General features: G+C 25.6%; 8 protein-coding genes and 1 tRNA gene. 3 read left to right on the forward strand and 6 right to left on the reverse strand.

All coding sequences use genetic code 11. From position 1 onward, the window contains the following. Window positions 1-54 precede the first annotated feature (54 nt). Window positions 55-780 (forward strand): hypothetical protein, encoded by a 726-nt coding sequence (locus U880_RS0104195; protein WP_024654889.1) that lies wholly within the window; start codon window positions 55-57, stop codon window positions 778-780. A 43-nt stretch (window positions 781-823) separates the two neighbouring features. Here U880_RS0104195 and U880_RS0104200 read toward each other — a convergent pair whose 3' ends face one another. Beyond that, a complete protein-coding gene (locus U880_RS0104200) occupies window positions 824-2,683 on the reverse strand; it encodes a fructose-specific PTS transporter subunit EIIC (protein ID WP_024654890.1) in 1,860 nt (619 codons plus the stop codon). A 157-nt stretch (window positions 2,684-2,840) separates the two neighbouring features. Between U880_RS0104200 and pfkB the strand changes: the two genes are divergently transcribed. Then, the gene (gene pfkB, locus U880_RS0104205) at window positions 2,841-3,758 is read left to right on the forward strand and encodes a 1-phosphofructokinase (protein WP_024654891.1); all 918 of its coding nucleotides are present in this window, start codon (window positions 2,841-2,843) and stop codon (window positions 3,756-3,758) included. Between the two features lie 74 nt (window positions 3,759-3,832). On the opposite strand, the gene U880_RS0104210 is transcribed toward pfkB, so the two are convergent. The 5 genes from U880_RS0104210 to U880_RS0104230 form a co-directional block, all read right to left on the reverse strand. Then, a tRNA-Asp gene (locus U880_RS0104210) sits at window positions 3,833-3,906 on the reverse strand. 47 nt (window positions 3,907-3,953) lie between these two features. After that, entirely contained in the window at window positions 3,954-5,780 is a 1,827-nt protein-coding gene (recD, locus tag U880_RS0104215; RefSeq protein ID WP_024654892.1) for an exodeoxyribonuclease V subunit alpha, read from the reverse strand. An 8-nt stretch (window positions 5,781-5,788) separates the two neighbouring features. Continuing rightward, on the reverse strand, window positions 5,789-9,235 hold the full coding sequence (recB, locus tag U880_RS0104220) for an exodeoxyribonuclease V subunit beta (RefSeq protein WP_024654893.1): 3,447 nt from the start codon (window positions 9,233-9,235) through the stop codon (window positions 5,789-5,791). Between the two features lie 6 nt (window positions 9,236-9,241). Then, window positions 9,242-12,454, reverse strand: coding sequence for an exodeoxyribonuclease V subunit gamma (locus U880_RS0104225; protein WP_024654894.1), 3,213 nt, complete (start codon window positions 12,452-12,454; stop codon window positions 9,242-9,244). Between the two features lie 4 nt (window positions 12,455-12,458). Further along, window positions 12,459-13,904 carry a nicotinate phosphoribosyltransferase gene (locus tag U880_RS0104230; RefSeq protein ID WP_024654895.1) on the reverse strand — a complete coding sequence of 482 codons (1,446 nt, stop codon included), beginning with the start codon at window positions 13,902-13,904 and terminating at the stop codon, window positions 12,459-12,461. A 174-nt stretch (window positions 13,905-14,078) separates the two neighbouring features. Here U880_RS0104230 and zwf point away from each other — a divergent pair, with 174 nt between their 5' ends. Further along, window positions 14,079-15,512, forward strand: coding sequence for a glucose-6-phosphate dehydrogenase (zwf, locus tag U880_RS0104235; RefSeq protein ID WP_024654896.1), 1,434 nt, complete (start codon window positions 14,079-14,081; stop codon window positions 15,510-15,512). Window positions 15,513-15,525 lie beyond the last annotated feature (13 nt).

A 15,525-nucleotide genomic window follows, 5' to 3' on the forward strand; every position in this document is an offset into this window, starting at 1 on the left:
TAATAGCTTGTGCATGTATATAGGTTTGTGTATATGTGCTAAGGAGATTGTTAAATGGATAAATTTTATAAATTGATATTTTCCACTTTAATCTTTATTGCTTGTACAGCGTCTTCAGAAGTTAATTTACAAGATGATGCTAGCGGAACGATTTCGGTAGTGTTTAATGTTAATAAAGAATTTGAAAGGATCAGAAGAGAACTTGTTACAACTCTTGTAGGAAATGATGTTGCCAAGATGTCGCTTTTTCCTGTTAAAGAGATAAAGCAGTATTTTCGTGATGATGGGGAAAAAATAGGTTTAAGACTTTTAAATATTAAATCAAATGGTGATTCTCTTAAATTGGTTGTTAAGTTTGATAGTTTGATAAAGGTTGCAAGAGATTATCTTGAAAAAGAAAATCTACCTTTGTTTAAGATAGAAAATAAAAATGGGAAGAATATTATTGATATTGATTTAAATTTGAAGAATGTTACTAAGGTGATTAATGAGAATAAAGAATATATAAATGATGCACTTGCGGCATTATTGCCTTCAGAAGAAATACCAATGTCTGAAAAAGAATATAGAGATGTATTAATGTATTTTTTATCAGATTTTACTGATAATGCAAGTGCTATGATTGATAATTCTAACCTTAAAATTAAAATTAAGACATCAAGAAAAATTCAAGAGCAGATTGGATTTAATCAAATTAATTCAAATACCTTAGAACTTAATCTAGATATGATTAAGACTGTGAGTCTTCAAAAACCAATAAAGTTGAGACTAGTTTATTAACTTTATTTAAATATTTATTTCAAATATAAATGAGAGATAAGAATTATTTCTTATCTCTTTTCATAAATCCTATTAATAGTCCTGTTATTAAACTTCCAATTAGGATTGCTACTATCCACATTAATGGATGAGTTATTATTGGTAGAATAAAAATACCTCCGTGTGGAGCCATAAGTTTTACTTGAAATAATGCAGATAAAAAGCCTCCAATAGATGAACCTATTATGCAAGCAGGTATTACTTTTAGAGGATCTGATGCTGCAAAAGGAATTACCGCTTCTGTTATAAAACATGCTCCTAAAACATAACAAACTTTACCAGCTTCATGTTCTTCTTGTGAAAACTTGTTTTTAAAAATGCTGGTTGCAAGTGCAATTCCTATTGGGGGAATCATTCCTCCTGCCATTACGCTTGCGTGAGGGATATAATTTTCTGAAGTTATCATTGCGATTCCGAATGCATAAGCTGCTTTGTTTACCGGTCCACCCATATCTATTGCCATCATTCCTCCAAGTAATGCACCTAGTAATGCCATATTTGTTCCACTTAGTGAATTTAACATATTTGTTATAGATGAATTAAGATATGCAATTGGTGCTAATAATATATATGTTAAAAATCCAGCTATTAGTACTGAGAAAAATGGATAAGTTAAGACAGGATTAATGCTGCTTATATTTTTTGGTATTATTTTTTGACTTATTGATTTTATTATTAAGGTAACGTATCCTGCAATAAATCCTGCTAATATTCCCCCTAGAAATCCTGCATTTCCTTTACTCATCATTAGTCCTGTAATCATTCCAGGTGCAAGGCCAGGGCGTTCTGCTATACTAAATGAAATGTAACCAGCAAGTATTGGAATCATTAAGAAGAAAGCATTGCCACCACCAATTTGCATTAAAATATCTGCTATTTTATTGTAATTTGGATCGTTTGGGTCAAAAGCTTTAATGCCAAACATAAATGATATTGCAATTATTATTCCTCCAGATACTACAAATGGAAGCATAAAAGATACACCATTCATTAAGTGTTTATATATCTCCGTATTACTTGTATTATTTGTTATTGTGTTTTCTGTTTTTTGTGATGTGTTGCTTCTATAGATTTCTGCTTTGTTATCAATGATATCTTGAATGAGTTCTTTTGCCTTATGTATACCATCTTTAACCCCAACTTCAATTAATGGTTTGCCATTAAATCTTGTTTTATTAACAGTTTTGCCGGATGCAATAATTATTCCTTTTGCTTTTTTGATATCTTCTTCGTTTATTGGATTTTCAACTCCACTAGAGCCATTAGTTTCTATTTTAATTTCTACGTTTAATTCGTTTGCGGCTCTTTTTAAGCTGTCGGCTGCCATGTATGTATGGGCGATTCCTGTGGGACATGCAGTTACTGCTAAAATAAAATTTTCAAGATTCGTTTTGCTCATTATTGTATCGCTGTTGGGAGTATTTAAAATAATTTCTAAAAATCTATTTTTGTCGTTTGTATTCATAATCTCTTGTCTTAGAATGTCGTTATTAAATATGTTATTAAGATAAGAAATTGTTTTAATATGGTCATTACCAGTTGTATTTTCAGGAACAGCTATCATAAAAAATAGTTTTGAAGGTTTTAAGTCAGAAGCACCAAAGTCAAATCCTTTGTCTTTAACTCTTAATATTGCTATTCCATGTTTTTCAACAAAATTACCTTTTGCATGGGGCATTGCAATATATTCTTCAAGACCCGTTCCACTTATTTCTTCTCGTTTTTTAATATCTTTTATAAAATTTTCTTTGTTCCTTAGGTATCCATTTTCATTTAGCATGTCGGCCATTTTTTCAATTACGTCATCTTTGCTTTTGGCTTCGTAATTCAATAATATTAATTTTTTAGAAAATAAATCTTGCATAGGGAAGCTCCTTGATATAGTGTATAATTCCTATTATAATAGGCATGATATATTATAATTATATCATATAATTATAATATATTAAGTTGTTTAATTGTATTACTTAATTAATTAAGTAATACAATTAAACAACTTAATAATAATAAAGGAGACTTAATTGATATATACTCTTACGCTTAATCCTGCTATTGATTATAAGATAGTTGTGGAAGGGTTTCAGCAGGAGCATCTTAATCATGTTGTTAAGAGTAGTTTTCTTGCTGGAGGGAAGGGAATAAATGTAAGTAATGTGCTTAAAAATTTTCAAATGGAGAGTATTGCTTTTGGATTTTTGGGTGGTTTTACGGGTGATTATATAAAGAGCTATCTTAATTTAATGAAAATAAAGCATAATTTCGTTAATATATCTGATAATACTAGAATTAATATTAAAATGATGTCATATGGAAAAGAAACAGAAATTAATGGTAATTCACCTGTGATTCTTGAGAAAGATTTTGGATCTTTGATTGTGAAGTTGAAAGAGTTGGATGTGGGTATTTTAGTTATGTCTGGGAGTATTCCAAGTTCACTTGGATGTCGAGCTTATAATGAGATAGTTGAGAATTTGTCAAGTAATTTGAGGGTTGTTGTTGATACTAGTGGTCCTGCATTACAAGAAATTATAAAAATTAAGCCTTTTTTGATAAAGCCAAATATTAATGAACTTAAAGAACTTTTGGGTATAAATTTGACTTCTGATAAAGATTTAATTAATGTTGGGCATAAACTTGTAGAAAGGGGTGTTCAAAATATCATAATCTCAATGGGAGATGACGGGGCTATTTTTATAAATAATCAAAATGTTTATATAGCTAATGTTCCTAAAATTGATTCTTTGAGTACTATTGGTGCAGGAGATTCTGTTGTTGCTGGATTTGTATATGCTTATCAAAAGGGACATTCTTTTGGTGATTCTTTTAAGTTTGCAGTTGCATCAGGTACCGCAACAGCATTTAAGGGACAACTTTGCAATTTAGATGATGTTAAGGGTATTTTAAGCAAAATAAACCTTGAAAAGGTTTTTTTAGATTAATTTAAGCATTCATAAACATTGATTTGACTTTTAATGATCTTTGTTAAAGTTCTTGTGCTTTAGGAATTTATTATCGGGAGCGACGGGACTCGAACCCGCGACCTCCTGCGTGACAGGCAGGCATTCTAACCAGCTGAACTACACCCCCAAACGCAATACCTTATGATTATATTGTTTTTCTTTTTATTTGTCAATTTATTTTAACGCGTTTATATATTCTGTAATTTTGGAATCTCTATTGATTTTTTTTAAACTGACATTTTTAATTATCTCTTTGTTTGATATTATTTCTATACTTTCTCTAGCTCTTGTTATTGCGGTGTAGAGTAATTCTTTTGTTAAGAAAGGGTGATTTTCTATTATAATTTGTACGTTTTGGTATTCAGAGCCTTGGCTTTTATGTATGGTCGTTGCAAAGCTTAGTTCATATTTATTTATTAAGTTAAAGTTTATTTTTTTGTATTTTTCATTTTCTCTTTTAAAGAGAGCATAAATTTTAGAATTTTCTTTAAAAAGTATTCCCCTCTCTCCATTAAATAGATCATTTTTATAATCATTTTGAGTAATTAAAATTATTTGTCCAATTAAATTTCCATATAATTTTTTTAAATATAATTTAATTATTTCATTTATTTTTTGTGTGCCAAATTTTCCAAAATTTTTTGAACATAAAATTATGTTACTAAGCAGTGTATGAATTATTGATTCAATTTCTTTGTCATTTAATGAGTTGAGATTGAAATTGGAAATGTTATTGTACAATTTTTTTGTGTGTTTTAGTAATTCATTTTCGATATTTATTTTATTGAGGTTTTTTAGGATTATGTTTTTGCTATTGTTAAATTGAGTCTCAATTAAGTCCATATCTTCTTTATATATTGCTTTAGCTAATAAATTTATTTCATCATTGCTTCTAAAATTTTGTTTCAGTATTTCTACACTATCATCATTTATTTCTTTTATTTTTGTAAGGCTGGAATACACATTTCCTCCAGCTATTGATGGAAGTTGGTTTTTATCTCCTGTGATTATAATTTTTGTATTTATCTTTAATGCTTTTAATAATCTTAAAAAGGTATTTGCATCTATCATAGATGCTTCATCGATTATAATTATTTCGAATTCTAAGGGATTATTCTCATCATATTTGTCGTCTTTATTTATGAATGACATTTTTAATAGTTTTTGTATTGTGCTATGTTGTGTTTCAAGGTTTTTAAATGATTCTTTAATACTTGATTTCAATTTTTGACTTGCTTTTCCGGTTGGTGCTACAAGAGCTACTTTTTGTTTACAATTTAAATGTATGTCAATTGCTTTGAGAATGTAATTAATTGTTGTTGTTTTGCCTGTGCCTGGTCCACCACTTAATATAAAAAAATTACTTTTTAAAGCTTTTTTTATTGCATTTATTTGTTCTTTACTTAAATTTTTAATATTTAAGTGATCCATGATATTCTGTATTTTCTCATCACTTATTTCTGTTTTATTATTCTTAAGTCTTTTGTCGATTTGTTTTATTAATTCTTCTTCTTCTCTAAAATTTTTTTGCGTATAAATGTAAATATTATTTTCTAATATTAAAGGAGTTGTGATTTTTTCATTTTGATTGTAATTTTTTATTATATTGTTTTTTTCTAAATGTAATATCATTTCTTTTATTTGAGTTTCTTTTGTGAATTTTGTAAGTTCTTGTAGTGTGTGTGTTGATTTTTGATATAGTTGATTTTCTTCTTCTAATTCGAATAATGCACACTCAATTGTGTTTTGAATATCTTGTATTAGTAGATTAATATTGGCTCTTAAGTGTCCTTTAGAGAAGTAATTAAATATGAATATTAAAAAAATGGTAAGTTCTTCATATTTGTCATTTTGTATTTTGTTTGTGAGTAAATGTGATTTGTAATATTGTTCTACATTTATATTTAAAATTTCAATTATTTCATAAATTTTAAGTTCTGGGTTTAAGTAATTTTTTTGCTCTTCTTTTAGAAATTCTCTTAAGACTAAATAATTTCTCATATGTTCCTTTAATGTTTTAGTTGTAAATATATTTGTTCTAATTCTAATTCTTGAAAATTTGGTATGGTGGAGTAAATTCCATTTTGTGTTTGATCTTGTGTTTGAATGTCTTCTTGAAATGCTCTTGTAAAGAGGTATATGACTCCCCCAAAATGTTTTTCATATTCTTCTTGATTTTTAAAGAGTATTTTTTTTATTCCTAATGTATAGATTTTATACTGTAAGTCATAATTTTCTTGTTTCATTTTTTTTGTTAAGTTGGATAATCGATAATCTTGCAGATCTTCTCCAAGATAGTTTGTTTTATAGTCTAAAATATATATTTTATTGTTTATTTTAAATATCAGGTCAATAATTCCTTTTATATATCCGTCATTTAACATGAAATCTAATCTATTATATTGTTTGAATAGGGACATTTGTGTATAAATTTTTGTATTTATTTTAATTAAAAATTCCATTTCTTTTTGTAATTCTTGAATTTCACATAATTTTGCATCAATAAAATTAATTTTTGTATTTAGCATATTATAAATCATCTTTATTAGTAGTTCTTGTATTGTAGGTGTATTTAGTTTTGAATTGAAATATTCTATTTTTTGTTGTATAAGCATACTATTGTTTTTTTTAAAATTGATTAGACTGTCTTTTGCATCATTAAAATTTATATCTCTCATTATTTCATGTAAAATATTTCCAATATCTTTTCCCTTTGGAAGTGTGTTTTTATTGTTAATTGCGTCATTATCATAAGTCTCATCATCTGTTATATTTTGATTTATAGTATTATAGCTTGATGTAAGACTTGTATAGCTATGTATATATTCTTGTCTAAATAGATATTTATTTATTGGTGGTGGAGGGATTAATGTTATTGCTTTTTGTTGATCATTATTGATGTCTAATTGATTATATTGATGATAGTTGTTTAAGTTAGATATATTAAAATTTAGGTTTATTCCATCAATTGTATTTATTTCTGCTAATGCTAACATTTTATTTATTATTGTGCCTTGATTGATAATAAATAGTGCAAACTTTGATCTTGTTGTTCCTACATAAAAAATGTTTTTTTCTTCATTTAAAATTTTATTTTTAGCCAATTGTTGATTTTCTTTTAATTTTAAAAAATCATATTTTATTTTATTGTCTAGGTAATATTTGTAAAATATGTCTGTTTTTTTTATTAGAGTATCGTTATTTTGAGTATCACCTATTAAAAATACGATATTAAAACCCAAACCTTTTGATTTGTGAATGGTTAAAATTTCTATGGATTGATTGTCATTATTAGTTTGTTCCTCATATTGTTCAATATTTTCAATATCTCTGCCAAGTATTAGATCTTCTAGAACACAAATTAATGATTCTATGTTTTTGTCTTTATAGTAAGTTTTTAAAATGAAATTTAGACTTGATTCATAGTTTTGAAGCTCTTCAAATTTATTTTCATTTATCAAATTTTCTTTGTAATTTTGTTTTGATTGTGCAAATTTAGTGAATTCCTCATTATTAAGCTCTTTTGCAAGATTGAGCCATAAATCTTGTTTTGATATGATTTCATCTATTGCTTGCATTAATGTTATTTCTTGATTTTCAAATAAATATATTATTTCACTAATTGCTTCTTCTATATTTTTTATTTCGTTATTTTTAATTAAATTTAGATGTAGTTCCCATGGTAAATTTATCATTTTGCTAGTTAAGACGTAATTTAAAGTTTTAAAATCTTGTTTTCTACTTAGACATTTGACTAGATAGAAAATTTCGTTGAATTCTTTTGTTTTAAAAAAAGGTTCTTTGGTTTTATGAGTTTTTATATTATTATTTTTAAGTTCTCTGTCTATGAAATTTATTTCTTTGCTTGTTCTGCATAGTACTTTTATATCTGATTTTTCAATTTGTCTTAGTTGATTATTATCATAAATTTTTCCGTTTAATAATAAATATTTTATTATTAATGCTGTCTTTTGGAATACATTATCATTTTCTTCAGCTTGTATTATATTTATTGCTTTTATTTCTTGATCATTTATAAAAATTTTATTGTTGTCATTTTTAGGTTCAGTTTGCAATTGAACAAATTCTATTTGTTCAATTTTATCTGTGTGTGTTTTATTATAGATACGTTCAAACATAATATTTAAAGGTTTGACTAACTTTTTATTTGATCTGTAATTTGTTAATAGAGTTATCCTTGCATCTTTTTTAATTTTATCTTTTATGCCTTGATTGTAAAATGATATATCAGCATTTCTAAATGTATAAATTATTTGTTTTGGATCAGCTATAAATACTATTTTGATTCCACAAGAGTTAAGCAATTCAAATATTTTTATTTGTGTTTGATCTAAATCTTGTGCTTCATCTATTAGTATGATTTTATGTCTATTTTTAATTGAAGTTAATAGTTTATGTTCAGAAGATTCTAAATGTTTTTTAAAATTTGTCATTATATGTTTTTGGTCTATTACGTTTGTTGTATTAATAATGGTATTTTCAAGTTCTTTTTCTATATATTGAAGTATTTTGTATTCAACTTTGAGAATAATAAATCTTTTTAGTGTGTTTTTATTTTCTTTATTTGTGTTTGTTTCATTGCTAAGTTGTATTAGAGAAGTTTGTATGCTTAATTCTTTGGGTGATAGAGTAACATTTTTCTTTAAATTAGCCTCTATTATTTTGCATAAAAATTTATTGTTTGTAAGCATTTCTGTAATGTGTATTATATCCGTTGCGTGGCTATATTCTATTTCTGATATTTTTATTCCTTGATTATGTTTGTTGAGAAAAGTCCTTTTTTCTTCTGTGCTCATTTCTTCTAATTCATCTATTATTGTATTGTAATTACAAAGTAATCTTTCTTTATTTTGAAGTATTTGTTTAAAAGTTATTTGAGCTTCTAACCAATCTCCAAGTTCTTGAGTCTTGTGTCTTTTATAACTTTGCCTTAAAGCTTGAATCATGTCTTTTGTATTTGTAAATTTAGATTTGAAAATTTCAAATTCATCATCTTTGATTTGTAATTCTTTTTTGAGTGAATTTTCTTTTCTTAAAAATTCATAAATTATTTCGTCTATTTCTGATGTAAAATTTTCTTTTACTGTGTATTTTGAAAAATTTTCTGTTTCTATTTGAAAATTGTTTAGAGAGTATAATGCAAATTTATTTATGGTTGATATAAATATTTTGTTTGATTGTTCATAAATATTTTTTAATAAAATGTCTGTTTTTGCATTTTGATATATATGTTCAATTGATTTTAATATTCTAGTATGCATTTCTTCCGTTGCTTTTCTTGTAAATGTTAATACCAGAATTTCGTTTGGAGTATACATTGTAGTTGTAAGTAGATTTGTGATAATGTGTTCTAGTGTGTATGTTTTGCCAGTTCCTGCTGAAGCTTCAATTAATATTTTGTCGTTGTTTTTGATTTTATCTATTATTTCTTTCATATTATTTTATACCTTAATAAATTTAGCATAAAAATTTTGCAGTAATGTTTCTAAATTAGCTTCTATATTTAAATCATGGGTGTCTCTAAAGCGATTGTAATATGGGCACCATGTAATGTCTTTATCTTTAAGAATGAATTCCATACTTTTGTTGATACTAATACTTTTTTGTTGATATTTTATTTGTGCTTTTAGTGCTATGGGTAATTCATTTATGTTTTCTATCTTAAGCAAACTTTTTTGTATTAAATCCTTATAAATAGGAGTAGGGTGGCTTGAAATATATGCTATTTGTTTTAGTAAATTTTCAATGTCTAGATGATTTATTTCTTCATTTGTGTATTGATTTTCAATTGATAATTTAGAAGTTTCGTAATTTATTTTTATTTCTTTAATGGATTTTATATTTGTAATTGCAGTTTTTATCATTAATCCTAGCATGTATAGATTTATTTTTTTTATAATTTTGTCTTGCCCATAGTCTTTTTTTTCTAGATAGATGTAAAAATATTGATTGTCTATTTTATATATATTTTTAAGTTTGCCATTTAATTTGAATTCTAGTGTTTTATCTTCAAAGTCAATAAATATATTTTTATTTAATGTAATAGCAGCCTTTTGCATTTTAAAAAAATCTTGAAAATTAATATTAATATTATTTTTGATTTGCAATAATTTTGTTATGAATTCTTCTTTTATTTTTGTTTTTTTTATGTTTATGGGAATTATTCCCTTTTGAATTTGGTTTTCGATTATATTATTTATCCTTTCTAATATATGTTCTTTAGTTTTATCTTTGATATATTCATGTATTGGTATTATACTCATTAGTTTATAGTTGAAATTATCAATATCAATGATTCGTTCTTCTTGTTTTTCTTTAATATCATTAATATAACTTGTATCTTTAATTTGTACGTTTAGTATTTCTTCGTAAAAATATTTGTATGGATTAGTTATGGCTTTATTGATATTTTCTATGTCAAGTGTAATTTGTTTGTTTAAGGCAAGTCTTTTTTGTTTGAAATTTGAAGATTTGCCTTTTTGTAGTGATTTTGCAATGTTAAAAGCTTCTGTGTCATAGTTAATTAGGTAATTGGCTTTGTTATATTTAAAATATTCAGGATCATAATTTTCATTTGGGTGTATTTCAATTTTTATATCTAATCCTGTATCTTTGATGTAATTTATTATTTTGTTTATTATTTTAGGATTATTGATATCTGGATTTAGATATTTGCTTTGTGAGTAATAGAGATACAATTTTTGTGCTGCTGCAAAAATTATTTTAATTAAGTGTGAAATATTATCTTGTTCCAGATTTATATAATCATAGTATTCATTTAATAAATCCATATTATCAAAATAAATATTTGAGTCTAATTCGTGAGTTCCTAAAAAATGAATTTCGGATTTTTGTAGATACTCAATTTTATCACAGCTTGCTACAAGTATACCTGTATTTTTATTATTTAATTGGTTTGTTTTTTGTGTTATGGAGTCTTCAAAAATTGCTTTAAATAATGAAAAATCAACTTTTTTTTCTTTGATTGTTATTATATAATCTTTATGAAGATTTTCATTGATATCTTTTGAAAAAGTTTTTAGGTATTGTATTTTTGCACTTATGTATGCATCAATTCTATTTTCGTCATCAAGCTTAATGTATTTGTCTATAAATATATCTATTATTTCTGCCCATTCATGTATTGTATATTTTTGGTCTTTAAAATACATGATATCTTCATAGAGGCTTCTTATTATGCTTATTAATTTTATTATTGATTCTGGATCTTGAAAGCTTATATTTTCATTACAATTGTTGCATTCATATTTATCATTAAAGATTGATGACATTAAAAATCTATTAAACCCATCTTCCCATGAGTTTAAAAAATTTTGGTCGTAGGATAATTTTTCTTTATGTGTATTGTTCATGCCAAAATTTATATTCATAGCATCGCTAAATTTGATTAAATATTCTAATTCATTTGTTGAAATATTAAATTTATTCATTACTTTTATGTTACTTAAAAATTCAATTATTTCTTTTCTGTTAAAATTACTAATAGTTCCTCTATTTGAAATGAATAATTTCATTAATTGTTTTAATGCTATTATGCTTTTACTCTTTAAGATATCTTGAGAATCTAGAATAGTAAAAGCAAGTTCGTATTTACTTAAAAGTTCTTCGATATATGGTAAATACATGTCCATATCTTTTGCAAGATAGGTTATCACTATATCATTTATTTTAATATTGTTATTTTGTGTTGAATGTAAGATGTTGTTTATTAAAATTTCTACTTCTCGTTTTATTGTTTTTGCTTGTATGATTTTAAAACTATCGTCCAAATTTGATAGAGGTGTACCTTTGACAATATTATTTTTTAAGCTTGATAAGAAGTTTATTTCGTTAAATGATTGAATATCAATTTCTTTTGTGATTTGTATGCTTGGTTGCAATTTGGTGATTTTTATTGGTATTAGTTCATTTATAAGATTAGAGTGAATTTGTGTTATATCTTCGAGTACTAATTCATGTACTGCGATGTTGAAAATTTGTTGCAGACAGTGAAAGATTTTCCTGTCAATTTCTCTACTCTCTCCAATGATTATTATTCTTTTTGTTTCAATATCTTGTTTGATATTTGTTATTTCTTTTTCAATTTTTTCTTGTAAATCAAGAATATTGATTTGATTTACAAATAGTTTGTCAAATATTTCTTTTTGTATTGACTCGTAGTAATGTTTATTTTTATCTTCAAATAAAAAGTTATTTGCTCTCCAAGTATCAATTAGATATGAAAATTTAGAATAGTATTTGTGAAATAGATTAATCATTTTTGATGCAAATGCATATCTGTTTTTTGTTGATTGAAATTGTGAGGTGTTTTGTGTTTGATTATCTTTTAATATATGGTATAACACTAATGTTTCTGTTTCTGTATAAAAAAGCAAAGTATTGTTTTCTAAAAATTCTTTTATATTTGGATTTTCTATTGAAATATTATATATCGTTTTAATAGTGTTGTGTTTGATATTGAGATTATATGAAATCCCATTTATAGTTGCTAGATATTTTTTGATTTCATCACTTAAAATGTTATTTTTGACAAGGATAATAGTTTCTTTTTTAAATAAATTGTCATTTCGAATTAGCTCGTTAACCTTATTGTAAATATTACTTATTTTGTTTGTTTTATATATCTTGTACATGGAATTATATTGTATTATTTGCTTTAGCAAGTGTATTTTTTAGATTTTTTAATTTTTCAGTAATACTTACTTTGTATATATGTGGGTTTATGAGTCTTTTATACGTATGGTCAATTTTTTTAAGATCATTTTGAACATTTACCCTTATATTTTCTAATTTTAATTCGTCGGGTTGGACTATATTACCGTTTTCAAAAATCGTATGTATTAAAAATTCGAAACTATCGTAAGTTTTTATTTCTTTAAAAGTATTATCTTGTGTAGGATGAAAGATTGTAAATTGCTTTTTTAAATTTAAAATTTTTTTTAGTTCTTCTTCTTCTTCTTGTAAAAAAATTAGGTCGAAAATCATTTGATTGTTTGAATATATTCTAACAACTCCTTTTTGAGAAGGTAGTGTTGCTTTATCAATGTTATTTGATATTTTCATTTTGGGGATAAATTTGCCATTTTGTTGAATAGATATCATTTTATATACTCCTGAAAGATTAGATTCTCCTTTTGCTGTAACCAAATTTGTTCCAACTCCCCAACAGTCAATGGGCGCATGAATTGAATTTAGATACATAATAATTTCTTCATCAAGTTCATTTGATATGATAATCTTTACATCAAATAATTCATTTTCATTAAGTTTTCTTCTGACTTCTTTGCTTAAGTATTCAAGATCGCCACTGTCAATTCTAACAGAAAAATTTTTTTTTCCTTGTTTTTGTAATTGTTTAAAAATTTTTATTGCGTTCTTAAGTCCGCTTTTGAGAGTATCATAGGTGTCAATTAATAAATTGACATTATTTGGATATGTTTTTGCATATTCCCAAAAGGCTTCTTCTTCGTTTGTGAAACTCATTACCCAACTATGAGCCATTGTACCAATTATAGGAATATTATATTTATATCCTGCAAGCACATTACTTGTAAAATTAGCACCTCCTATATAAGCAGCTTTGCTTGCTGAGAGTGCGCCATTAATTCCTTGTGCTCTTCTAAGTCCAAGTTCTGCTAGATTTTGAGCACCAGCTTCTTTAATTCTTGCTGTTTTTGTTGCAATTAGACTTTCAAAGTTTATTGTGTTTAATACTAGTCCTTCTATTAATAAGAGTTCAATTAAGTTTCCTTCAATTATTAGTATGGGTTCATGAGGAAAAACAATTCTTCCTTCTGTGATTGAATGTATTTTTATATTTAATTTAAATGTTTTTAGATATTCTAAGAATTTTTTATCAAAATAGTTAAGGCTTTCTAGATATTCAAGTTCTTCTTTGTTAAAATGTAATTCTTTTAAGATATTAATTAGTGTGTGAATTCCTGCTAAGATTATATATCCATTATTAAATGGTGTTTTTCTGAAAAACATTTCAAATTTGGCTTTTGGATTAATGTTTTTTGTAAAGTAAGCATTCATCATTGATAGCTCATAAAAGTCTGTAAAGAGTGATAAATTATTCATTGTTTTACATTATACACCAAGAGGTATTTGATTTGTGTGTTTTATGCTGTCTATTTTAATCAACTTTTTGGTTAGATTAACGATAAGTATAACAACTATTAGTATTTAAAATGGGATTATTGAAATGGTTTTTAATATAGCAATAATAGTATAATTATTTGTTGGAGATATTTTATGAGTGGAAAGAATGTATCTAATTTTGATGTTGTAATTTTTGGTGTTACTGGCAATTTGGCTAGAAAAAAACTTATTCCTTCGCTTTTTAATTTATATAAAGATGGTTATATTAGCAATTTTAGAATTATTGGATTTGCACGCAAAAATTTTACTGATGAGGAACTTAAAAATTATATTAAGGACTCGTTGTGGCAAGAAGAGTTTACTGCTTTGGTTGATAATTTTTTACAATTTGTTATTTATTTATCAGGAGATTTTAGAGATAAAAATGCTTATTTAAAATTGTTATCTCTTTTGAGTAATAGAGAGAAAATATATTATCTTGCAACATCTCCTGAATTTTATGAATCAATAATTGAAAATTTAGAGTTGTATTTATGTGATGATACTTCATATTTATCTAAAATTATTCTTGAGAAACCTTTTGGCAGCGATCTTGATACTTCTAGGTTTTTAAATTCTCTTTTATATTCTGTGTTTAAAGAAGAGCAAATTTATAGAATAGATCATTATTTAGGGAAAGAAACGGTTCAAAATATTTTTACATTTAGATTTGGGAATTCTATTTTTGAGAATATTTGGAATAATCGTTATGTAGATTTTGTGCAAATTACAGTAGCAGAAGAAGTTGGTATTGATGGTAGGGCTGAATATTATGATTCTGTTGGAGCATTAAGGGATATGGTTCAAAATCATATTTTGCAGCTCTTAAGTCTTATTGCTATGGAACCTCCTATTGGGTTTAATGCTGATTTTATTCATGATGAGAAGGTTAAAGTTTTAAAAAGTTTAAGAAAGTTTAATCAAGATACTATGAAAGATAATATTATTAAAGGTCAATATGTGTGTTCTCAAGTACAGGGTGTTTCTAGGAAGGGATATAGGAAAGAAGCTAATTTTTTGTGTAATTCAAATACGGAAACCTATTTGGCTATGAAATTATTTATTGATAATTGGCGTTGGTCTGGTGTTCCTTTTTATATTAGAACAGGAAAAGCACTTGTTAGGAAATTTTCAGAGATATATATTCAGTTTAAAAAGCCTGATTTTACTATTTTTAATACTGGACTAACTAATCTTTCAAATGCTTTGGTTTTTAGAATACAACCAAGAGATGGAATTGAAATTAAATTTAATACTAAAAAACCAGGATATAATTATGAGATTCAAGAAGCTAATATGGAATTTTCTTATCATGCTTCATTTAATAAATTTTTTGGTGAATCTTATGAGAGATTACTTTTTGATGCTTTTTTAGGTGATAGAACTTTGTACGCTCGTAATGATGAAATTGATAGTTCTTGGGAATTTGTATCAGATATTCTTGATAAATGGGGAAATATAGAGAATAGAAATTATTTTTATGGATCTGAAGGGCCAATTGAAGCCAATTTAATATTGGAAAGGGATCATTTTTGGCGTAAAATGTAATTGTATATAGTAT

This window comes from Borrelia hispanica CRI (assembly GCF_000500065.1).
Taxonomy (GTDB): Bacteria; Spirochaetota; Spirochaetia; order Borreliales; family Borreliaceae; genus Borrelia; species Borrelia hispanica.

What these genes read in the sequence shown, in the direction of transcription:
- U880_RS0104195 (WP_024654889.1), top strand. Translation starts at nt 55, where the DNA reads ATGGATAAATTTTATAAATTGATATTTTCCACTTTAATCTTTATTGCT.
- U880_RS0104200 (WP_024654890.1), bottom strand. Translation starts at nt 2,683, where the DNA reads ATGCAAGATTTATTTTCTAAAAAATTAATATTATTGAATTACGAAGCC.
- recD (WP_024654892.1), bottom strand. Translation starts at nt 5,780, where the DNA reads ATGAGAAATTATTTAGTCTTAAGAGAATTTCTAAAAGAAGAGCAAAAA.
- recB (WP_024654893.1), bottom strand. Translation starts at nt 9,235, where the DNA reads ATGAAAGAAATAATAGATAAAATCAAAAACAACGACAAAATATTAATT.
- U880_RS0104225 (WP_024654894.1), bottom strand. Translation starts at nt 12,454, where the DNA reads ATGTACAAGATATATAAAACAAACAAAATAAGTAATATTTACAATAAG.
- U880_RS0104230 (WP_024654895.1), bottom strand. Translation starts at nt 13,904, where the DNA reads ATGAATAATTTATCACTCTTTACAGACTTTTATGAGCTATCAATGATG.
- zwf (WP_024654896.1), top strand. Translation starts at nt 14,079, where the DNA reads ATGAGTGGAAAGAATGTATCTAATTTTGATGTTGTAATTTTTGGTGTT.